General features: G+C 65.3%; 17 protein-coding genes. 5 read left to right on the forward strand and 12 right to left on the reverse strand.

Annotated features, from left to right (window positions below):
• Positions 1 to 21: 21 nt before the first annotated feature.
• The 8 genes from M8009_RS08140 to doeA all read right to left on the reverse strand — a co-directional run bounded on the left by M8009_RS08140 (position 22) and on the right by doeA (position 11,265).
• Positions 22 to 1,374: an MFS transporter gene (locus tag M8009_RS08140; protein WP_250060325.1), complete on the reverse strand. Its 1,353-nt coding sequence runs from the start codon at positions 1,372 to 1,374 to the stop codon at positions 22 to 24.
• 603 nt (positions 1,375 to 1,977) lie between these two features.
• Positions 1,978 to 4,761: an aminotransferase class I/II-fold pyridoxal phosphate-dependent enzyme gene (locus M8009_RS08145; protein WP_250060326.1), complete on the reverse strand. Its 2,784-nt coding sequence runs from the start codon at positions 4,759 to 4,761 to the stop codon at positions 1,978 to 1,980.
• A gap of 49 nt (positions 4,762 to 4,810) precedes the next feature.
• Positions 4,811 to 5,809: a C45 family autoproteolytic acyltransferase/hydrolase gene (locus M8009_RS08150; RefSeq protein WP_250060327.1), complete on the reverse strand. Its 999-nt coding sequence runs from the start codon at positions 5,807 to 5,809 to the stop codon at positions 4,811 to 4,813.
• A gap of 47 nt (positions 5,810 to 5,856) precedes the next feature.
• Positions 5,857 to 7,440 carry a biotin carboxylase gene (locus M8009_RS08155; protein WP_250060328.1) on the reverse strand — a complete coding sequence of 528 codons (1,584 nt, stop codon included), beginning with the start codon at positions 7,438 to 7,440 and terminating at the stop codon, positions 5,857 to 5,859.
• 43 nt (positions 7,441 to 7,483) lie between these two features.
• Positions 7,484 to 8,353, reverse strand: a complete 870-nt coding sequence (locus M8009_RS08160; protein WP_250060329.1) for a carbon-nitrogen hydrolase family protein — start codon at positions 8,351 to 8,353, stop codon at positions 7,484 to 7,486.
• Between the two features lie 197 nt (positions 8,354 to 8,550).
• The gene (locus M8009_RS08165) at positions 8,551 to 9,024 is read right to left on the reverse strand and encodes an Lrp/AsnC family transcriptional regulator (protein WP_250060330.1); all 474 of its coding nucleotides are present in this window, start codon (positions 9,022 to 9,024) and stop codon (positions 8,551 to 8,553) included.
• Positions 9,021 to 10,034: a N(2)-acetyl-L-2,4-diaminobutanoate deacetylase DoeB gene (doeB, locus tag M8009_RS08170; RefSeq protein WP_250060331.1), complete on the reverse strand. Its 1,014-nt coding sequence runs from the start codon at positions 10,032 to 10,034 to the stop codon at positions 9,021 to 9,023. The genes M8009_RS08165 and doeB overlap by 4 nt, the downstream gene beginning before the upstream one ends.
• 31 nt (positions 10,035 to 10,065) lie before the next feature.
• A complete protein-coding gene (doeA, locus tag M8009_RS08175; protein WP_250060332.1) occupies positions 10,066 to 11,265 on the reverse strand; it encodes an ectoine hydrolase DoeA in 1,200 nt (399 codons plus the stop codon).
• Between the two features lie 271 nt (positions 11,266 to 11,536).
• Between doeA and M8009_RS08180 the strand changes: the two genes are divergently transcribed.
• The 3 genes from M8009_RS08180 (at position 11,537) to M8009_RS08190 (ending at position 14,510) form a co-directional block, all read left to right on the forward strand.
• Positions 11,537 to 12,487 (forward strand): 2-hydroxyacid dehydrogenase, encoded by a 951-nt coding sequence (locus tag M8009_RS08180; RefSeq protein WP_250060333.1) that lies wholly within the window; start codon positions 11,537 to 11,539, stop codon positions 12,485 to 12,487.
• 113 nt (positions 12,488 to 12,600) lie between these two features.
• A complete protein-coding gene (locus M8009_RS08185) occupies positions 12,601 to 13,167 on the forward strand; it encodes a nicotinamidase (RefSeq protein WP_250060334.1) in 567 nt (188 codons plus the stop codon).
• Complete coding sequence (locus M8009_RS08190; protein WP_250060335.1) at positions 13,164 to 14,510, forward strand: nicotinate phosphoribosyltransferase; 1,347 nt, start codon at positions 13,164 to 13,166, stop codon at positions 14,508 to 14,510. The genes M8009_RS08185 and M8009_RS08190 overlap by 4 nt, the downstream gene beginning before the upstream one ends.
• Before the next feature lie 139 nt (positions 14,511 to 14,649).
• On the opposite strand, the gene yghU is transcribed toward M8009_RS08190, so the two are convergent.
• From yghU to M8009_RS08210, 4 genes are all read right to left on the reverse strand, one after another.
• Complete coding sequence (gene yghU, locus M8009_RS08195; protein WP_250060336.1) at positions 14,650 to 15,513, reverse strand: glutathione-dependent disulfide-bond oxidoreductase; 864 nt, start codon at positions 15,511 to 15,513, stop codon at positions 14,650 to 14,652.
• Between the two features lie 123 nt (positions 15,514 to 15,636).
• Positions 15,637 to 16,374, reverse strand: coding sequence for an SDR family oxidoreductase (locus M8009_RS08200; protein ID WP_250060337.1), 738 nt, complete (start codon positions 16,372 to 16,374; stop codon positions 15,637 to 15,639).
• A gap of 126 nt (positions 16,375 to 16,500) precedes the next feature.
• Positions 16,501 to 17,103, reverse strand: coding sequence for a TetR/AcrR family transcriptional regulator (locus M8009_RS08205; protein WP_250060338.1), 603 nt, complete (start codon positions 17,101 to 17,103; stop codon positions 16,501 to 16,503).
• A 52-nt stretch (positions 17,104 to 17,155) separates the two neighbouring features.
• Positions 17,156 to 17,716 carry a DJ-1/PfpI family protein gene (locus tag M8009_RS08210; RefSeq protein WP_250060339.1) on the reverse strand — a complete coding sequence of 187 codons (561 nt, stop codon included), beginning with the start codon at positions 17,714 to 17,716 and terminating at the stop codon, positions 17,156 to 17,158.
• A 168-nt stretch (positions 17,717 to 17,884) separates the two neighbouring features.
• On the opposite strand from M8009_RS08210, the gene M8009_RS08215 reads away from it, so the two are divergent.
• Complete coding sequence (locus M8009_RS08215; RefSeq protein ID WP_250060340.1) at positions 17,885 to 18,568, forward strand: hypothetical protein; 684 nt, start codon at positions 17,885 to 17,887, stop codon at positions 18,566 to 18,568.
• 57 nt (positions 18,569 to 18,625) lie between these two features.
• Positions 18,626 to 19,552 (forward strand): LysO family transporter, encoded by a 927-nt coding sequence (locus M8009_RS08220; RefSeq protein ID WP_250060341.1) that lies wholly within the window; start codon positions 18,626 to 18,628, stop codon positions 19,550 to 19,552.
• Positions 19,553 to 19,599 lie beyond the last annotated feature (47 nt).

Below are 19,599 nucleotides of genomic sequence, written 5' to 3' on the forward strand. Positions count from 1 at the left end.
GGGGCTCGGTCTCGCTGCCGATCAACGGCTCTCATCGTGCCCCGGATAACTGGCAAGCTGCCGATGCAGCTGTTCCAGCATCTTGAGCTGAGCCCTGTTGTCGGCTTCATGCTTGCGACTCACCTCATCGAGCTGCTGTGACAGCAGGTCGACACGGTCCTTGAGGGTCACATTCATCTTGGAGATTTCACTCAGCGCATGACTTGAGCCGCTGCGAGACAACCACTTCTTGAGGCCAGAAAAGTGCATGGCGCGTTCCGCCAGAAGCAATACCGCCACGAAGATCAGCGCGATAGCCATGGCGGTATAGGAGAAATAGACACTGCCATCACCGAACAAGCGACTTACCAGGCCCAGCAATACCGGCGAGATGAACTGGCCGAGATAGATACTGCTGACCAGGATAGCGGTAGCCATTGCACGAGCCGCCCCGGTCGTGATCTTGGTTGCGCTGTCGAAGATGATCGGCACCGTGCTCCCGTAACCGAAACCAAGTACCAGCACACCGATGCCCAGCAGCACGATATATTCGTTCAGGAAGGCAATCATGCCGAAACCGATAGCCATGTAGACGACCTGCAACGGCACGAAGAGCGACTTCAGGACGCGACGGAAGAATGCCACCGACATGCCGCCAAGAAAACCACCTACTGAACATACTGCAATGACCAAGCCGTTGACGACGGTATTGGTGATATGCAGTTCGCTCAGGTAAAGCGACATGTTCGAGGGTATCCCGAAGAAGACCACGAACGTCAGGATCATGTACACGGCGAGCAGGAACACGCGAGCATCGAAACTGCTCTTCTCGCCGGCTTCACTGGTATGCTGGGGAGGCGCCTTGCGCGGCAAGAAGAAGACCACAAGCAGCAGCACGAACGCCGCAAGACCATAGGCCATGAAGGAAAAACGCCATCCCTGCAAGGCCAGCACGCCGGACACGACGATGGCGATGATACCACCAAGGTTGGTGGCTGCACTCTGCAGACCCAGGGTCCTAGTCCGCTCCTCCCCCTCATAATAATCGGAGATGAGCGTAATCGAGAGAGGAATCATCAGACCGATCGAGATACCCAGCAGGACGCGGGTTCCCAACATGAACATCATGGAATCGGAGAGCGATCCACCAATCCCACCCACCAGATACATAACCAACGAAACGATCAGGATCGATTTCTTGGAGTAGTGCTTGGCGAGGAAACCGGAAATGAAGGAAAAGGGAACGACCAACCCGGCATGCAGGGAAGTCAGCAGGTTGATCTGGAAGTCGGAAGCATTGGGAAATGCCGCCGCAATGGAAGCAATGGCTGGTGCAATCATCGCCCCAGCCATCACTGTTATCAATGATACCGAAAGTATCGCGTATTTTAACACTTATCAGGACTCCGTACTGTCACTTTTAATTGGAGATTGCCAATCTGGCAACCATGCTCACAACTAATAAGTGAAGACAAGACCCGGCAACACAGGGGAGTATCTGCACTCTATATTAAGCCAAGTCGGCAAATATAGAAAACGAAAGAATGAAACAACATGTTTTAAATAATAATTACACGCTGCTAAACTCTGTCGTCATGTGGATTACTGACAATTTCGGACCATCACGATATAAGTTAATTTTCATCGGATTATCACGAAACAATCAAGAGCAGCCATTATTTTTTAAATAAACCCTTTAAAAACCCACTTCTCAATTTATTTTACATTATGTAGTATCAATTATTGATCAATCGTCAAGAATAATACACAAGGGTCGCTGGAAATTCAATAGAATCGCAGTGTATACCAGGGCTATCGCGGTCGGGTTCAGCAAGAGGCACAGGAGGCAGACAGAACGTGGAGGGGGCCACCGCCCCCTCGCAGGTCCGGCGCCCCGGGACCTTTCGCTGAACTGCCGCGAGCGGATAAGCCAACTACGACAAATCTGCAGCGTATTGCGGCATTGCATGCGCGACGTCGTGACCTCAGAGCCTCTTATCACCCCGCCGGCGGGTTGCGCAGGGCCTCCTCGGTGAAGACCAGCAGGCCGAGCTCCGGGCGATAGCCGTGGATCTCGGTGACGTCCAGGGCCTGCAGGAAGTAGAGGATCTCCTCGCTGACCACCTGCCCCGGCACCAGCACCGGAAAGCCCGGCGGGTAGGGGATCACGAAGCTCGCCGAGACCACGTCGCGGCCACTGCGCATCTGGGCCTGGAGCTCACCGTTGTCGAAGCGCAGGTACTCGGTGTTCTCGTCGTCGTAGCTGAGGAAGTAGGCCTGGCGGATGTCGCCCTCCGGCGTGCTGCCGCCGGGGTTGGGGCGGAAGGCATCGTGGAAGCGGCTGAAGTCCGGCAGCGGCGGCAGCTCCTTGGTCAACGAGTGGACCCGGTTCTCGATGATCTTGCGCTCCGGGCGGCTGCTCTCCTCCCAGCGATACTCGAACTCCTTGGCCAGCTTGAGCAGCACGTCGAGCAGGTAGGCGATCGAGCCCCGGGTGGTACCGATGTTGGTCATGAACAGCACGGTGTTGCGCGAGGTCTTGTTGATCTGGATCCCGTACTTGTTCATCAGGTATTCGTTCTTGAAGGTATCCCCGTCGATGCCCGTGGCGCCGATGGCGATGGTGATGCGGCTGGGGTCGACGACGAACTCGTCGTTGGCCCAGGCCTCCTCCATCTTGTTCCAGCCGGTGACCGGGTCATAGAAGGTCTCGACCCCCGACTGCCGGTACTCCAGCGGCACCATGTCCTTGTTGATCAGTACCCGGAAGTACTTCTGCAGCAGCGGGTGGGTATAGAGCTGCTCGCGCAGCGACAGCGCCGCCTCCACCTGGGCGTGCACCAGCTCGAAGCCCTCCATCTCGGCCTGCATGCGCCCCACATCCAGCGAGGCGATGATCTGGTAGTTGGGCGAGGTCGAGGTATGGGTCATGTAGGCCTCGTGGAACGGCGCCTCGACCTTCTGGCGATAGTCCTGGTCCCAGACATGAATCATCGACCCCTGGCGCAGCGAGGTCAGGGTCTTGTGGGTAGAGTGGGTGGCATAGGCGCGGATGCGCACCGTGTCGGGGTCGGGCAGCAGGGGCCGGTCGAGCCAGGTGGCATCGTCGTCGGGGTCGAGGGCGTCGAACTCCGCCTTCCAGGCGTCGTACTCCTCGCGATAGGCCTCGCTGCGGTAACGGTCGCGCAGGGTACGCGCGGCGTGCATGGCGGTCCGCGGCCGATAGGTGGGGTTGAAGCCGGCGAAGGCGAACCACGCCTCGTCCCACAGGAACACCAGGTCGGGCTTGATTGCCAGGCACTCCTCCATCACCCGGCGCACGTTGTAGACCACGCCGTCGAAGGTGCAGTTGGTCAGCAGCAGCATCTTGACCTTGTGCAGCTGGCCCGAACGCTTGTAACCAAGCAGCGTCTTCTTGATCTCCTTGAGCGGTACCGCTCCGTACATGGAGTAGTCGTCGAGCGGATAGGAGTCGAGGTAGCTGACGTGGGCGCCGGCCAGCACCATGCCGTAGTGGTGCGACTTGTGGCAGTCGCGGTCGATCAGCACGATATCGCGGGGCTTGATCAGCGCCTGCACCACGATCTTGTTGGCGGTGGAGGTGCCGTTGGTGACGAAGAAGCTCTGCCGCGCACCGAAGGCCCGGGCGGCGTACTCCTGGGCCTTCTTGATCGGCCCGTAGGGCTGCAGCAGGGAATCCAGCCCGCCGGAGGTGGCCGAGGTCTCGGCCAGGAAGATGTTGATGCCGTAGAAGTCGATCATCTGCCCGGCCCAGTGGGAACGGGTGATCGACTTGCCCCGCGAGATGGGCATGGCATGGAAGACCCCGGTGGGCTTCTTGCTGTACTCGCGCAGCGCATCGAAGAAGGGGGTGCGATAGCGGTTGTCGATGGCGCGCAGGATGGTGTGGTGCTGCTCGATGTAGTCCGTCTCGCGGTAGAAGATACGATTGAAGTGACGGATATCGCGACTGGCCGTGGCCTCCACGTCGCCGCTGGTGACCAGGAACTGGTCGATCTCGGGGCGCAGCTCGTGAATCATGCTGCTCAGCAGGATGCTGCGCTCGGCCTCGGACTGGTTCTCCAGCACCTTCTCCGAGAGGCCTTCAAGGTAGCTGCGCAGGGCGCTGAGGTTGTACTTCGACTTGTAGGGAAATTCATAGCGGATCAGGCAGGCCTGGATGTTGGGGTTGACCAGCACCGCGATCAGCGCATCCTCGAAGCTGCGCACCGTGACCACGTCATAGACGAAGCGATCCTCGGGGCGACGCATGTTGTGGAAGGCCTCACGAACCACCTCCTCTTCCGGCGCCGACAGGTTATCGACAATCAGCAGCTCGAAGTAGGGCTGGGCCGAGCTGTTCGACGCCGGGTGTCCGCGGCGCAGCTGCGCCAGGGCATCGAGGGTCTCCATATCCTCGGCATCGGCGTCGGTCTCGGAGAGATCCACATGGCGCCGCCGGTAGGACTCACTGATCAGCGCCCGTACCAGACGCTTGACCACCTTCTCCAGCAGCCCGTACTCCCCGCGGTCGAACAGCGACCAGAGATGGCGGAAGTCCTCCTTGGAGGGGAAGGCGTGGTAGTCCTCGATGATCTCGAGCCGCGTCAGCTTGATGTCGACGGCCTTGACCAGGTTCTTGGCCCGACTGTCGTCGTTCAGGCGCACCAGCTGCCCAAGGTCACGCTTCAGCGCATTCCAGGTGTCGGCACGCAGCTGGGAGATCTTGTGATAGAAACCCAGGGCGGTATAGGGCGTCTCGGTATGACTCGTCTCTGGCATGGCAACACCCATCCTTGCTCTTGTTGTCGAGGGGAAATCGATCGTTCGGTCAGCCGCTATGCAGCCCGCGGCTGCCGTAGCGCACGGTGATCCGCTCCTCGGGAAAGTCGTCGAAACTCAGGTCCAGGTTCATCCCCGGCCAGTGGAACTGGGCGCGCCCCGAGCGGGGGCGGTAGACCGCGGTATAGACGGTCCCCAGGCCACGCCGGTAGTCGTGGCGAAACAGCGGCGGGGCAGAGAAGGCCGCGATCAGCCGCTCCTCGGTAGTGGTCTCGTCGTCCACCAGGATCGACAGCTGGCGCTCGCGGATCAGGGTCTCCGAGGCCAGGGCATGGGCATACCACTCGATCTTCTTCTGGTGGTTGGTGGCCACCGGCACGCGGCGGATGCTGGCGCGGCGATCCGGGCCGATCATCGCCGTCACGTAGCGGCCGGCGGCGTCGGCCACGGTGATGTTGTAGGCCATGTGGGTGGGCACCCGCGCCAGCACCTCGGCCGCCTCGGGCACGCTGTCGCAGAACTCGAGGATGTAGCGCAGGATGATCGGCGCACCGAAGCCCTCACCCACCGCCTTGCGCCCACCGAAGGCCAGCGACACGGCAAGCCCGCGGTCATTCATCCCGTCGAGCACGCCCCACAGGCAGTCGGACATGGCGATCACCCGCCGCTCGTTCCAGTGGGTATAGAGGATCGTGCCCTCGCACAGCTCCGGCGGGTAGTCGTAGTTGCGCGCCAGCACCGTGGAGGCGGGGCTGGCGAGCACCGCCTGGGAACAGCCGGTGATATAGGGCGGCGGCTGGTAGAGGCTCAGGAAGCGCGCGGCCAGGTCACCGCCGCCGGCCAACTCGCAGAGCGCCCGATAGGTCCCGAGCAGCTCCGGCATGTGCCGGCGCAGGGCGTTGTAGCAGGCGAGATACCCCGGCCGCTCGCGCTCCCCCTCGCTGAGGTACCACTGCTCATAGGCCGGCCAGTGGTACTCGAAGAGCGCCTGCCACCGCGGGCCGGCCTTGGCCTCGTGCACGGTGCGGAAATCGAGCATCTTGTCCATGTCGGCCGCAGGCACCTCCCGGGGCGAAAGGGAAACGGTCCCGGAACTCACAGGATCTTGAAGTTGCCGCCGCCGACGGCATGGCTGACGGCCACCTCCGCCACCACCGGGTCCTGCAGCGACTGGCCGGCGTACTGCCCGCGGATGCCGTCGATCCACGCCTTGGCGCGCTCGGTCAGCTGGAAGTCATCATCCATCAGCCGCCCCCGGGTGATCAGGATGCCCAGGTCGGCCCCCTCGTAGCGGAAGTCCCCTGTGCCGCTGATGCGCAGGAAGAAGCCCTCGCTGTCGTTCTCGGCGGCATGGGGGTGGTAGCTGTAGTGGTCATAGCTGACGCTGCCGTCGGCGGCCATCCTCCACACCCCGGTGCGCGGTGCGGCGGTGAGCAGGTCGACGCTCTCGTCGGTATGCTTGATTACCAGCTGGCTCCAGCTGTCGACGCTGTCGGGGTGGGCCCAGCGCTCGTTGATCTCGTTGATGTCGAGGTCGAACTCGACATCCGAGAACTCCAGCAGGTGGAAGAGGAACAGCGGAATGTCGGAGTGGGCGAAAGCGGCCACGTTGGTCAGCGAGCTGGCCCCGGTGACCCGCGGGTTGAGCTCGCCGAGGTAGACCTCGCCGTTGTCCATGTCGATCAGGAAGTCGAGCTCGAAGTAGCCGCGGTAGCCCTCCTCGCGGAGCGCCTCGCCGAACTGGAAGGTGTACTCGCGCGCCTTGTCGCGGATCGACTGGTCGAAGGCGCCGGCGAACATCTCGTTGCCGCACCAGCCGCCCTTGTAGGGGGTCAGCGTCTTGAAGCCGACGAGCTCGGTCATCAGCGGCCCCACCACGGTGCCGCAGCGGGTGGCACAGGCCTCGATGGCCGAGCCGCGGCAGTTGATACGCTTCATGATCTTGACCTCGGGCTCGGCCTCGATCTCCTCGGCGTGCTTGTAGTAGTCGTCCTCGCTGGCGATGAAGAAGGTGGTATGGCCGGAGTCGCCGAAGGCGGTCTGCACCACCAGGTCAGTGCCTAGCTCCTTGCTCACCTCGCAGAGCTCCTGATAGCTGCCGACCTTGGCCAGCACGTTGGGCACGCTGGGCACGCCGGCCTTGTTGCCGATGCGCACGGTCTCGATCTTGTTGTCCATGCGGTTTCTCAGCGCCGCCGGCGGGAAGGCCACCTTGAGCCCCAACTGCTTGCAGACCTCCTCGGTGTGCTCGTCGAACATCAGGAAGGCCGCCACGCCGGCATTCTCGCCATCTGCCCGCGACTGGATGAAGTCGATCACCTCCTTGTGCTCGAGGAGATAGTTGTTGATGTCCTCGATGCTCTCGAAGTCGCGGGGGAACTTCTCCTTGGGCACGAAGACGTTGCGCTGCTGCCCCTCGAAGCAGTCGATATAGTTGATATGGCGGAAATTGCCCACCCAGTCACCGATCCCCAGCAGGTTGAAGTTGGTAGCCGAGATGAAGTAGATCGGCTCCTTGTTGTTGAGGAAGTGGCGGCGGACATCGGCAATGGTTGTTATTTTGCTCATCGTGGTCGCTCCATCGGTAACGGGTGAGGCGCCGGGCGCCTGGTGCGGGGAAGTGGCTGCAGGGAGGGTGCCGACCAGGCGGCGCAGCAGTCGAGTCAGGTACTCCAGCATGAAAGCTCCTCTTCACTTCGATGCGCCGCCCGCAGGCGGGGGATCAATAGTCCTCGACGTTGGCACGGACAGGCTTGGCCAGCGGGCCCAGGGTGTCGAGGAAGGGAGTCGAGCCGCTCTCGCTCCGGTACAGCGAGAAATCCACCTTGCGGTCGCGGAAGCTCTTCAGCGGCTGGCCCAGTCCACGCAGCCCCGCCTCGCGCTCACGACGCACCCTCGTCATGTCGATCTCGATCGGCATGATCTCCTCGCCGATCCCGGCCTGGTGAATGACGTCGCCGGAGGGCCCCACCACGATCGAGCGACCGTTGCCCAGGGCCCCGGCACCGTTGATGTCGAAGAAGTAGCACTGGTTGATCGCGGCATTGGTGCGCGCCATCGACAGCTCGATATCACGGTCGATGGTATCGGTCATGGTCGGGTGCAGGATCACCTCGGCGCCCATAGCGGCCAGGGTGCGGGTGGTCTCGGGGAACCACATGTCGTAGCAGATCGAGACCCCGAAGCGCCCGACATTGGGCACGTCAAAGACCACGAACTCGGTGCCACTCTCGACCCCTATCTCATAGGGACGGAAGGGGAACAGCTTGCGGAAACGGTTGACCACCTGCCCATGGGGGTTGATCACCGAGAGGGTATTGTAGATGCCGTCCTCGGCCTGCTCGAACATCGAGCCGGGAATCAGCCAGATACGGTGCTGCTCGGCGATCTGGCAGAACAGGGCCTCGGCGTCGCAGGGCATCGGGCGAGCATTGTGCGTCGAGGCCCCCATGGGCATCAGCTCGCTGAACAGGACCATCTGCACCTGGGGAAAACGGCTCATCAGCACGTCGATCCGGTGGCGCATGGCCTCGGTGTTATCACCATGGTGATGGGCGTGCATCTGCACCCCGGCAATAGTGAAATAGGACATCTTGGTCTCTCTTCGTCAGGCGATCTCGGAAACTTCCAGGGCGCTGTCAACTATCATCGAACATGACCGGCACCTTCGGGAGCATGCCGGCGGGATCGCCCGGCCGGGCAAGCCTTGGCCCACCCATCTATTACCAGCTTATGCCACAAGGGCCGCGGTGACTTCAACGCTGAAATCTCGATCTAGCGGAAAAAGGCTCAGGCCAGATCCTCGGGAGAGAAGCCCGGGACGGGACGTTTCACCGTCTTGGTGACGATATAGGTGAAGTAGCGCTCGATCCCGGCCTCCCCAGTCAGCCAGGCATCCATCAGCCGCTGGTAGGCATCGATGGAGTCGGTCTCGAACTTGATCAGGTAATCGACCCCCCCGCCCACGGCCACGCACTCGGTGACCTCGGAAGTGGCGTGGACCAGGGCCTCGAAGCGGGCGAAGCTCTCGGCGTTGTGGGCCTTGAGCTCGACCTGCACCCACACGGGCGTGCGTTTGACCAGCGCCGCGGCATCGATGCGGGCGCTGTAGCCCTCGATGATGCCTGCCTTCTCGAGCCGGCGAACCCGTTCCCAGCAGGGGCTGACCGAGAGGTTGATCGCCTCGGCCAGCTTCGACTTGGTGATGCGGCCGTCCCGGGAGAGGATCTCGAGGATCTTCAGGTCATAGCGGTCGAGCTTCATGAGAGGGAGTCGACCACATCGGCGATCACCGCGATGGTGTCACCCATGTTGACCAACGCCGGATGGCGCCGTGCCGCCAGTACCCCGCTGCGCCCGGCGCGATACTCCACCGGCGCGGTGCCGCTGCGCGTCGGATCAAAGACCCGGGCCACCACCTCGCCCTGCTCGACCCGCTCGCCCAGGGCGAAACAGAGCTCCAGCACGCCGCTGTGCTCGCTCTGCACGTAGCAGCTGGCATCGGGCATGTCGAGATAGACCTGGGGGGCGTCAGGCATCTCCACCTCGCCGGCCATCAGGCCGTAATGGATCAGGAAATTGCGCACGCCGCGCTCGGTGATCGCCATGCTCTCCGGCGTGGAGGTGCCGCCGCCGCCGAGCTCGGTGGCCACGAAGATCTTGCCCTGGCTCTCCACCGCGGTGTCGAACAGCGCCGCCGCGTCGAGCTCGAACATCATCATGGCGTAGGGGGCACCGAAGGCCTTGGCGCCTTCCAGCGCCTGGCGCTGCTGCTCGGCATCCTCCAGCACGTGGGAGGCGCCGAAGGGGATGATGTCCAGGGTGCGCCCGCCGGAGTGCAGGTCGAGCACCACGTCGCACATCGGCACCATCACCCGGGTGAAGTAGTCGGCGATCTTCTCGGTCACGCTGCCATCCGGGTCGCCGGGGAAGCTGCGATTGAGGTTGCCGCCGTCGAGGCCGGAGGTACGCTTGCCGGCCATCACCGCCGGCTGGTTCATGCAGGGCACGATGATCACCCGGCCGCGGACGTCGTCGGCCTCGAGCGAGCTCGACAGCTTGAGCAGCGAGGTGATGCCCTCGTACTCGTCGCCGTGATTGCCGCCGGTCAGCAGCGCCGTGGGGCCCTCGCCGTTCTTCACCACGGTGACGGGAATCATCACCGCTCCCCAGGCCGACTCGTCAACGGAGATCGGCAGCTTGAGAAAGCCGTGCTGGACGCCATCGGCGTCGAAGTCGACGGTGGCGGAGATGGGGCTGGGACGCTTGGTCATGTCAGGGAACTCCTTGTTCTGTAACGGCGGCTCAGCGCACAAAGAGCTGACGCGGGAAGTCGGCCAGGGTCTCGCAACCGGTCTCGGTAATGAGGATGCTCTCGGTGATCTCCAGGCCCCAGTCGTCCTCCCACAGCCCCGGCATGAAGTGGAAGGTCATGCCGGGCTGCAGGATGGTCTCGTCCGAGGGGCGCAGGCTCATGGTGCGCTCACCCCAGTCCGGCGGATAGCTGATGCCGATGGGGTAGCCGCAGCGCGCGCCACCGCGGTCGAAGCCGTACTTATCCATGGCCGCGCCCAGCGCCATGGCGATATCCGCGGTGCGGTTGCCGGGCTTGGCCACCGCCAGGCCACTCTCGATGCCCTCGAGCAGCGCCGACTCGGCGCGCACGAACTCCTGGGGCGGCCTGCCGAGGAAAACCGTCCGCGACATCGGCGCATGGTAGCGCTTGAACACCCCGGCGATCTCGAAGAAGGTGCCCTCGCCCTCGCGGAACGGCGTGTCGTCCCAGGTCAGGTGCGGGGCGGCGGCGTCACTGCCGGTGGGCAGCATGGGCACGATGGCGGGATAGTCGCCGCCATAGATCTTGCCCTGCTCATCCCGCCAGCCCTCGATGGCGACGCGATAGATCTCCGACACCAGCTTGCTCTTGGGCAGGCCCGGTTCGATCACCTCGAGGATCCGCGTGTGCATGCCCTCGACGATCTTCGCCGCCACGCGCATGTACTCGATCTCCTGGGGCGACTTGATCGCTCGACACCAGTTGACCAGGGCGTTGGCGTCCATGAAGCGCGCATGGGGCAGCTCGCGCAGCAGGCTCTGGTAGGCCTTGGCCGTGAAGTAGTAGTTGTCCATCTCCATGCCCACCACGCCCTCGTGCCAGCCGCGATCGGGCAGGATGGTCTGGGCGAGGTAGTCCATAGGATGCATGTCCGGATTCTGCACGTAGTAATCCGGGTAGTAGGTGATATTGTCCGGATCGATCCAGCAGGTGCGCAGGGCGCCGTTGGCGTCCATCCGCCGGCCATACCACACCGGTTCACCCTCCAGGCCCACAAGCACGCACTGGTGCACGTAGAAGGACCAGCCGTCGTAGCCGGTCAACCAGGCCATGTTGGAGGGGTCGCTGACGATCAGCACGTCGATACCACGGCTGGCCATCTCGGCGCGCACCTTCCACAGACGGGTCGCGTATTCCTCACGAGTGAAGGGCAGGGAAACCTGGATCATGAAGCCACTCGCCATCGCATCATCAAGAAAATCGGCCCTCTCTGCAGCGAGAAGGCCGGGCCGGGGGCCGGATCACTGACACGGTGCCGGGCCACAACATGGGTGCGGCGGGCATTCCGGACAGCCGGTCGGTTCCCTCGGGTGGAGGTTACTGCCAACCCATGGTGGGCGGTCAAGCATTTCCTGATGCTCTATCACGGATACCCTGTCACGCTTGTTCACAACCAGCCACGCTCCCATGATGAAGGGAAAGATCGCCGATGGAGGAAGCATGAAGGTCCTGGTCCATATCGATGATGCCGAGCAGTGGCGGGACGCCCTGGCCGAGCGCCTGCCCCACGCCGAGGTATTCACCAGTAGCGCCCCGGCCGAGAAGCGCCGCGAGGCGGACTACCTGGCGGCCTGGAAGCCCCCCGAAGCCCTGCTGCGTGAGCCGGTCGCCCTCAAGGGGATCGTCAACCTCGGCGCCGGCGTCGATGCCCTGCTGGGCAATCCGGGGCTCCCCGAGGGCGTGCCCATCGTCAAGCTGCGCGATGCCGGCATGGCCGAGCTGATCGGTGACTATGTGCGCTACGGCATCCTGCTCTTCCAGCGTGACTTCGACCGCTACCGCCGCCAGCAGGCGCGGCGCGAGTGGCACGAGCATGCGGTGATCGACAAGGCCGACTGGCCGGTGGGCGTGCTGGGACTCGGCGCCATCGGGGCGAAGGTCGCCGCCATGGTGGCTGCCGACGGCTTCCCGGTGCATGGCTGGAGCCGCTCTCCCAAGAGCCTCGACGGCATCACCTGCCACCATGGCGAGGCGGGACTCGATGCGCTGCTCGGCCGGGTCAGAAGCCTGGTGCTGCTGCTGCCGGACACCCCCGCGACCCGCCATGTCATCGACGCGGCCGCCCTGGCGAAGCTCCCCGAGGGCGCCACCCTGATCAATCCGGGGCGCGGGACGCTGATCGACGAGGCCGCCCTGCTCGACGCGCTTGGTCCAGTCAGAGAGGGCGAGGAAGAGACGGAGGGCCGGCTGCGCGGGGCGCTGCTTGACGCCTTCCCCGCGGAACCGTTGCCCGGTGAAAGCCCGTTCTGGTCACATCCGCGGGTCTGGGTCACCCCCCACATGGCCGGCCCCACCCCGCTCGGCGCGGCGCTTGACCAGGTGGCCGAGGCCCTGCGCGCCTTCGAAGCCGGCGCCCCCCTCGACACCATCGACCCCGCGGCCGGCTATTGATGGTCTGACCAAGCCGTTCGAACCCGGACGAGGGGTTGTGCTTTTGCTACACGAGCCTCAAGTCAGTGGGTACGCTGATAGGAAGCCAATCACCGGCTCCTGGGAGGAACGCTATGACAATGCAGATCGACTACAGGCCCAGCGATGCTCTGCTGGTCGTGGATATGCAGAACGACTTCTGTGAGGGTGGCGCACTGGGCGTCGAGGGTGGTGCCGCCCTGGTGCCGGGTATCAATGCCGAGATCGAGGCGGCCCGGGCGGCCGGCGCCCTGGTGGTCGCCTCGCGGGACTGGCATCCCGTCGACCACGTGAGCTTCACGCATCGCGGTGGCCCCTGGCCGGTGCACTGCGTTCAGGACACCCCCGGCGCCGCCTTCCACCCCGACCTGGCACTGCCCGACGACGCCATCCGCGTCAGCAAGGCCACCGCCTTCGATGCCGACGCCTACTCCGCCTTCGACGGCACCGGGCTCGGCGGCTACCTGAAGGAGAAGGGCATCAAGCGGGTGATCGTCTGTGGCCTGGCGCTGGATGTCTGTGTCCATGCCACGGTACTGGCAGCCAGTCGGGAAGGCTTTACCACCCTGTTGCTGGAGGCGCTATCCGCCGCGGTCGACCCGGATGCCATCGAGGCATGCCACCGTGATTTCGAGGAAGCCGGTATCGAGGTGCGCGCATGAACGAGCCTATTCCCCTGCAGGTCGAAGATGGCGAGCTGGCCCTGCTCACCGACCTCTACCAGCTGACCATGACCCAGGCCTACTGGAAGGAGGCGATGCAGGAGCGGGCCACCTTCAGCCTCTTCTTCCGCAAGATGCCACCGGCACGCCGCTTCATGCTGGCCTGCGGGCAGCAGCATGCCGCAGCGCTGCTCAGCCGGCTGCGCTTCGGCGACACGGCCCTCGAGCGCCTCGCCGGCACGGGCCTGTTCGATCAGGGTTTTCTCGACTGGCTGGGCGACTGGCGCTTCGAGGGGGACATCTGGACCCTTGCCGAGGGCACGCCGGTGTTTGCCAACGAGCCGCTGCTGGAAGTGGATGCGCCCATTGCCCAGGCCCAGCTGCTCGAGAGCCTGGTGATGAACCTGGTGCAGCTGGAGACGGTGCTCGCCTCCAAGGCGGTGCGCCTGGTGATGGCCGCCCAGGGGCGTCCGGTGGTGGACTTCGGGATGCGCCGCATGCACGGCGTGGACGCCGCCGTCCGCGGGGTCCGGGCCTACCGCAGCGCGGGGCTGGCTGGGACCAGCAACGTGCTGGGCGGCCTGCGCCACGACCTGGCGATCAACGGCACCATGGCCCACAGCTATATCCTGGCCCACGACGACGAACGGGAGGCCTTCCGTGCCTTCGCCCGCCACTACCCCGGCACGACCCTGCTGGTGGACACCCATGACACCCTGGAGGGGGTGCGCAAGGTGATCGAGATCATGCGCGAGGAGCCCGAGGTGGGGGTCAAGGCCATCCGGCTCGACTCCGGCGACCTGGGCGAGCTGGCCAAGGGTGCGCGTGCCCTGCTCGACGAGGCCGGCCTCGAGGAGATCACCATCGTCGCCAGCAGCGGCCTGGATGAGCACCAGATCGCCACGCTGCTCGAGGACGGCGCCCCCATCGACGCCTTCGGCGTCGGCACCCAGATGGGCGTCTCGGCGGACGCCCCGGTGATCGACCTCTCCTACAAGCTGGTGGAGTACGCCGGCACCCCGCGGGTCAAGCACTCGCCGGGAAAGGTCAACCTGCCCTGCCGCAAGCAGCTTTATCGCCGCCGGGACGACCGGGGCCGCTATGTCGGCGATATCATCGCCCTGCGTGACGAGGCCGTCGACGCCGGTGAGCCACTGCTGCGCCCGCTGGTTCGAGCCGGCCGGCTCGACGATGACGAGATGGCCCGGGCCGATGAGGCCCGCGAGCGGGTCGCGGACGCCCTCGAGCGCTTTCCCGAGGACGTCAGGTGGCTTGCGGAGGGCGAAAGCGACTACCCGGTCACGCTCAGCCCGGAACTCGAGCGCCTGCAGTCGAAGACCTGACGCCTCGCCTTAGGCTCATGGCTCATGGCTCATGGCTCAACAGGCCAGGAGCCGGCTCGGTAAACCTCGCAGGAAGGGGCTCATCGCTGGCGATGAGCCCCTTCGTGTGTCGTGACGCCAGCCCTCGCTCGTGGCGTCGTTACATCTTGTCCTGGGTCCGGGTCTCGAAGTCGCTGGCCGAGTGGCGCTCGTGCAGCTGCTCCGAGGGCTCCCCCCAGGTACGGTTGACCATGCGTCCGCGCTTGACCGCCGGCCGCTCGGCGATGCGCCTCGCCCAGCGCTGCACGTTGGGGTACTCGTCGACGGCCAGGAACTCCCCGGCATCATAGAGCAGCCCCTGGACCAGCACGCCATACCAGGGATAGATGGCCATATCGGCGATGGTGTAGTCGTCACCGGCGATGTAGGCGCGCTCGGCAAGCGTGCGGTCGAGAACGTCGAGCTGTCGCTTGGTCTCCATGGTGTAGCGATTGATGGGGTATTCGAGCGGCTCCGGCGCATAGGCGTAGAAGTGGCCAAACCCGCCACCCAGGAAGGGGGCCGCACCCATCTGCCAGAACAGCCAGTTGAGGGTCTCGGTCCGCCCGGCGTGATCCTCGGGCAGGAAGGCGCCGAACGTCTCGGCCAGGTAGAGCAGGATCGCGCCGGACTCGAACACCCGGGTCGGCGGCGCGGTGGTATGGTCCATCAGCGCCGGGATCTTGGAGTTGGGGTTGGCAGCGACGAAGCCGCTGGAGAACTGCTCCCCCTCGCCGATGCGGATCGGCCAGGCATCGTACTCGGCGCCCTGGTGCCCCAGCGCCAGCAACTCCTCGAGCATGATGGTCGCCTTCACGCCGTTGGGCGTAGCCAGGGAGTAGAGCTGCAGGGGGTGCTGGCCGATCGGCAGTTCCCGGTCATGGGTCGGCCCGGCCACGGGGCGGTTGATGCTGGCGAACTGGCCGCCGCTCTCGCTTTCCCATCGCCAGACGCGTGGCGGACGATAGGAGGTATCGTCACTCATGGGCATGCTCCTGTGTCTAATGGCAGTCGGTTGTCCATTGCCCTCTCCTCGCGGGGCTTTTCAAGGCGGCGGACCGGATATCTGGCCCGGCCCGCCGACGGGCCTTGCCGCGAGGGCTGCCCCTTACAGCGGCTGCTTGGTCGGACGGATGATCAGCTCGTTGACGTCGACGTCCGCCGGCTGCTCGATGGCGTAGGCGATCGCCCGGGCGATGGCATCGGCATCGATGGCCATCTCGTAGAGCTCGTTCACGCCCTTGGCGGTGTCGGGGTCGCTGATGGTGGTAGTCAGCTCGGTGGCCACCGCCCCCGGGGAGATGTTGGTGGAACGGATCTCCTCGCCGCCCTCCTGGCGAATGCCCTCGGAGAGCGCCTTGACCGCATACTTGGTGGCGCAGTAGACCGCCGCGGAGGGGAAGACCACGTGGCCGGCCACGGAGGAGAGGTTGATGATGTGGCCGGCATGTTGCTCGCGCATGGTCGGCAGCACCGCGGCGACGCCGTAGAGCACGCCCTTGATGTTGACGTCGACCATCTGCTCCCACTCGTCGACCTTGAGCTGGTCCAGCGGTGACAGCGGCATCAGGCCGGCGTTGTTGACCAGCACGTCGATGCGGCCATAGGCCTCCTTGGCGGCCGTGGCGAGGGCCTCGACCTGCTCGCGGTCGGTCACGTCGGTGACGCGATAGATGGCCTCACCGCCCTGCTCGACGATGGCGTCGCGCAGCGCCACGAGACGCTCCTCGCGGCGGGCGCCGAGCACCAGCTTGGCGCCGGCCCTGGCCAGGCGGTGGGCGGTGGCCTCGCCGAGGCCGCTGCTGGCGCCGGTAATGATGACGACCTTGCCGTTGATCTCGGTCATGGAATCTTCTCCTCGGGAATATATCAGGGTGTCGTTTCCCGGCCGGTTCGGCCGGGCTGGTCTTATAGACCAGTCTACTAGAAGCGGGACGCACGCCAGTTTGGAGGGCTGGCTCTCGGCCGGAGATCAGCTCGCCACGGGCAGCTCGCGGGCCAGTACCTGGCGGAAGAGGATCGCCTCGAAGCACTCCATGGGGGCCAGGGACTTGACCGTCTTGGCGCGCAGGATGGCACCTTCCCAGCCGGCCATGATAAAGCCCGCCAGCGCCTCGGGGTCAATGTCATCCGGCACCTCGCCGACCCCGCGGGCCTCCTCGAGGCAGGCCACCAGCCGACGCTCCCAGGCGCGGAACACCTGATCCAGGCGGGCCCGGAATACCTCACTGCGCGCCGAGAGTTCCTGGCCCAGGTTGCCGATCAGGCAGCCGCGGGCATGGTCGCAGGAGAGCATGTCCGCCTTGCCGGCGGCGAAGTAGCGACGCAGGCGCTCGAGCGGGGAGGCGTCGGTGGCCTCGAAGATCGCCGCCAGCCGGCCGTCGTACTGCTCGGCGAAGGCGTCGATCACGGCCAGGCCGAAATCTTCCTTGCTCGAGAAGTAGTGGTAGAAGGACCCCTTGGGGACCCCGGCCCGACTGAGCACCGCATTGATGCCGGTGGCATTGTATCCCTGCTCGGCGATCAGGTCGGCGCCGATTTCGATCAGTTTGTCGCGGGTGGCGTGCGTCTTCATGCCGTAAAGAATAGACCAGTCGTCTAGCCGCGTCAAACCTCGCCGGCAAGTCTCAGTCGAGCATGGCGGCGAAGCGCTTGAGCCACGCCGGGTGGGCCGGCCAGGCGGGGGCAGTGACCAGCTTGCCGCTGGCCACCGCCTGGTCGACCTCGATCTCGGCATAGTCGCCGCCGGCCAGGCGCACCTCCGGTGCGCAGGCCGGGTAGGCCGAGACCCGATGCCCCTCGAGGGAGACCGCCGCCGCAAGCAGCTGGGCACCATGGCAGATGGCCGCCACCGGCTTGTCGTGGTCGAAGAAGTGGCGGACCATCTCCAGCACCCGCTCGTCGAGGCGCAGGTACTCCGGCGCCCGCCCGCCGGGGACGACCAGACCGTCGTAGTCGGCGACCTCCACCTCGGCGAAGGTGGCATTCAGGGTGAAGTCGTGCCCGGGCTTCTCGGAGTAGGTCTGGTCGCCCTCGAAGTCGTGGATGGCAGTGCGTACCTTGTCGCCCTCGCGCTTGTCGGGACACACCGCCTCGACCGTGTGCCCCATGGCCTGCAGGGCCTGGAAGGGCACCATGATCTCGTAGTCCTCGACATAGTCACCGGCGATCAGCAAGAGTCTGGCCATGGGAGTCTCCTCGATTGTGTGGCGGCGACGGAGGCGTCGCCCCGCAAGGGCAGCCTAGCAGCCCCGCGAAGGGCCCGCCGGGGAAAAGCGCAAGGAGCGTGCAGACGGGAACCCCCGGGCCTGAGGAGACTCTCATCCCTGCCCTACCGACGGCCATGGAGTCCTCGCATGCCCGCATCGTTGCGCCGTTGCACCGCCCTCGTCCTGCTCCTGCTGCTGGCCGCCGGCAGTGCTTTCGCCGCCGAGCCGCGCCCCTTCGAGGCCCGCTACCGCCTCGAAGTGGCCGGCTGGCCGAGCACCACCGTCGAGCACCGCCTGAGTCGTGACGGAACGCACTGGCAGAGCGACATGCGCGCCGCCATCTCGGTGGCCCGCGGTCACGAGCGTAGCCGGTTCATCGCCGGCGAGGCCATCCGTTCGCTGCACTATGCCAGCGGCTACAGCCTGCTGGGCATCGGCAAGGAGTATGAGCTGGACCGCGAGGCCCTGGCCCGGCTGCCCGACCGCCAGACCGCCCTGTTCGAGCTCTCCCGGCGCGCCGTGAGCGACGACTGCGACACGCCCTGCCGGCTGCGCTACCTCGACCACCGCGGCCGCGAGGAGCGGGTCGACTACCGCCGGCTGGACCACCGCACACTCGAGCTGCCCGCCGGGCGATTCGACGCCCTCAGGGTGGAGGTCACCGAGCCGGACGATCCCGATCGCCGCATGGTCTTCAGCTTCCACCCTGGTGTGCCGGGCCTGCTGCTGGCCATGGAGTATCACCGTGACGGCGAGCGGCGCAGCCGGCTGGCCCTCACCGACCTGACCCTCGCCGGCGCCGGGCTCGCTTCCTCCCCGAAGGGAAATTGACTAGAGTGGGCGGCTTTCGGTCGTCGCCGGCGGCCCCTGGACGGGAAGGGAGTCTCGATGCTGAGCGGTCTGGTGATCGTGCTGTTGCCGCTGGTGCTGGGTTACCTCGTGCCGGTGCGGGATGCCCGGTTGATGGCGCTGATCAACGGTGGCGTCAACGCCTCGATCTACGTGATCCTGCTGCTGATGGGCGTGAGCCTGGCGGGCCTGGACGACCTGGCCGGCCAGCTCTCGCGCCTGGGCGGTCAGGCCCTGCTGCTGTTCGCGGTGATCTCGGGCTGCAACCTGGCGGCCCTGTGGTGGCTGTCGCGCCGGCTGGGGCTGACCGCCGACCCCTCGAGGGTGGTGGCGGGTGCGCCCACCAGCAAGTGGGCCGCCATGGCCGGCTCACTGGCACTGGTGGCGGTGGTGGTGGCCGGCGTGGTGCTCGGCCTGCTGCTGGAGTGGCTCACCGGCAGTGGCCTGTTCGCCACGGCCGAGGCCCTGGCCGAGGGGGTGCTCTACCTCCTGCTGGCGCTGATCGGCTGCCAGCTGCGCAACTCCGGCATGCCGCTGCGCCAGATCGTGCTCAACCGCTTCGGCCTGGCCATCGCCCTGACCCTGGCCGCCAGCTCGCTGGTCGGCGGCCTGCTGGCGGCGCCGCTGCTGGACCTGGCCTGGAACGAGGGGTTGGCGCTGGCCGCCGGCTTCGGCTGGTACTCGCTCTCCGGCATCCTGGTCGGCGACCAGCTGGGCCCGCTGATGGGCGGGGTGGCCTTCTTGAACGACCTGGCCCGGGAACTGCTCGCCTTCGTGCTGATCCCGCTGCTGATACGCCGTCATGCGGCCCTGGCGATCGGCTATGGCGGCGCCACCTCCATGGACTTCACCCTGCCGGTGATCCAGCAGCACGGCGGGGTGGGCTGCGTGCCGGTGGCCGTGGTCAGCGGTTTTCTCCTCTCGCTGCTGTCGCCGCCGCTGATCCTCTTCCTGCTCTCGCTGTGACCGACTCCCGCCGTGACCTCCGGCGCCCTTGCCGGCGGGGACGGCAT

Origin of the sequence: Halomonas gemina, assembly GCF_023554995.1 — a bacterium.
In the GTDB taxonomy this organism is placed as follows: Bacteria; Pseudomonadota; Gammaproteobacteria; order Pseudomonadales; family Halomonadaceae; genus Halomonas; species Halomonas gemina.

Bases quoted from the DNA above. Each gene is read 5' to 3' on its own strand.
- M8009_RS08150 (WP_250060327.1), bottom strand. From the start codon at position 5,809: ATGGACAAGATGCTCGATTTCCGCACCGTGCACGAGGCCAAGGCCGGC.
- M8009_RS08165 (WP_250060330.1), bottom strand. From the start codon at position 9,024: ATGAAGCTCGACCGCTATGACCTGAAGATCCTCGAGATCCTCTCCCGG.
- yghU (WP_250060336.1), bottom strand. From the start codon at position 15,513: ATGAGTGACGATACCTCCTATCGTCCGCCACGCGTCTGGCGATGGGAA.
- doeA (WP_250060332.1), bottom strand. From the start codon at position 11,265: ATGATCCAGGTTTCCCTGCCCTTCACTCGTGAGGAATACGCGACCCGT.
- M8009_RS08200 (WP_250060337.1), bottom strand. From the start codon at position 16,374: ATGACCGAGATCAACGGCAAGGTCGTCATCATTACCGGCGCCAGCAGC.
- M8009_RS08145 (WP_250060326.1), bottom strand. From the start codon at position 4,761: ATGCCAGAGACGAGTCATACCGAGACGCCCTATACCGCCCTGGGTTTC.
- M8009_RS08210 (WP_250060339.1), bottom strand. From the start codon at position 17,716: ATGGCCAGACTCTTGCTGATCGCCGGTGACTATGTCGAGGACTACGAG.
- M8009_RS08160 (WP_250060329.1), bottom strand. From the start codon at position 8,353: ATGTCCTATTTCACTATTGCCGGGGTGCAGATGCACGCCCATCACCAT.
- M8009_RS08155 (WP_250060328.1), bottom strand. From the start codon at position 7,440: ATGCTGGAGTACCTGACTCGACTGCTGCGCCGCCTGGTCGGCACCCTC.
- M8009_RS08220 (WP_250060341.1), top strand. From the start codon at position 18,626: ATGCTGAGCGGTCTGGTGATCGTGCTGTTGCCGCTGGTGCTGGGTTAC.
- M8009_RS08180 (WP_250060333.1), top strand. From the start codon at position 11,537: ATGAAGGTCCTGGTCCATATCGATGATGCCGAGCAGTGGCGGGACGCC.
- doeB (WP_250060331.1), bottom strand. From the start codon at position 10,034: ATGACCAAGCGTCCCAGCCCCATCTCCGCCACCGTCGACTTCGACGCC.
- M8009_RS08215 (WP_250060340.1), top strand. From the start codon at position 17,885: ATGCCCGCATCGTTGCGCCGTTGCACCGCCCTCGTCCTGCTCCTGCTG.
- M8009_RS08185 (WP_250060334.1), top strand. From the start codon at position 12,601: ATGACAATGCAGATCGACTACAGGCCCAGCGATGCTCTGCTGGTCGTG.
- M8009_RS08190 (WP_250060335.1), top strand. From the start codon at position 13,164: ATGAACGAGCCTATTCCCCTGCAGGTCGAAGATGGCGAGCTGGCCCTG.
- M8009_RS08205 (WP_250060338.1), bottom strand. From the start codon at position 17,103: ATGAAGACGCACGCCACCCGCGACAAACTGATCGAAATCGGCGCCGAC.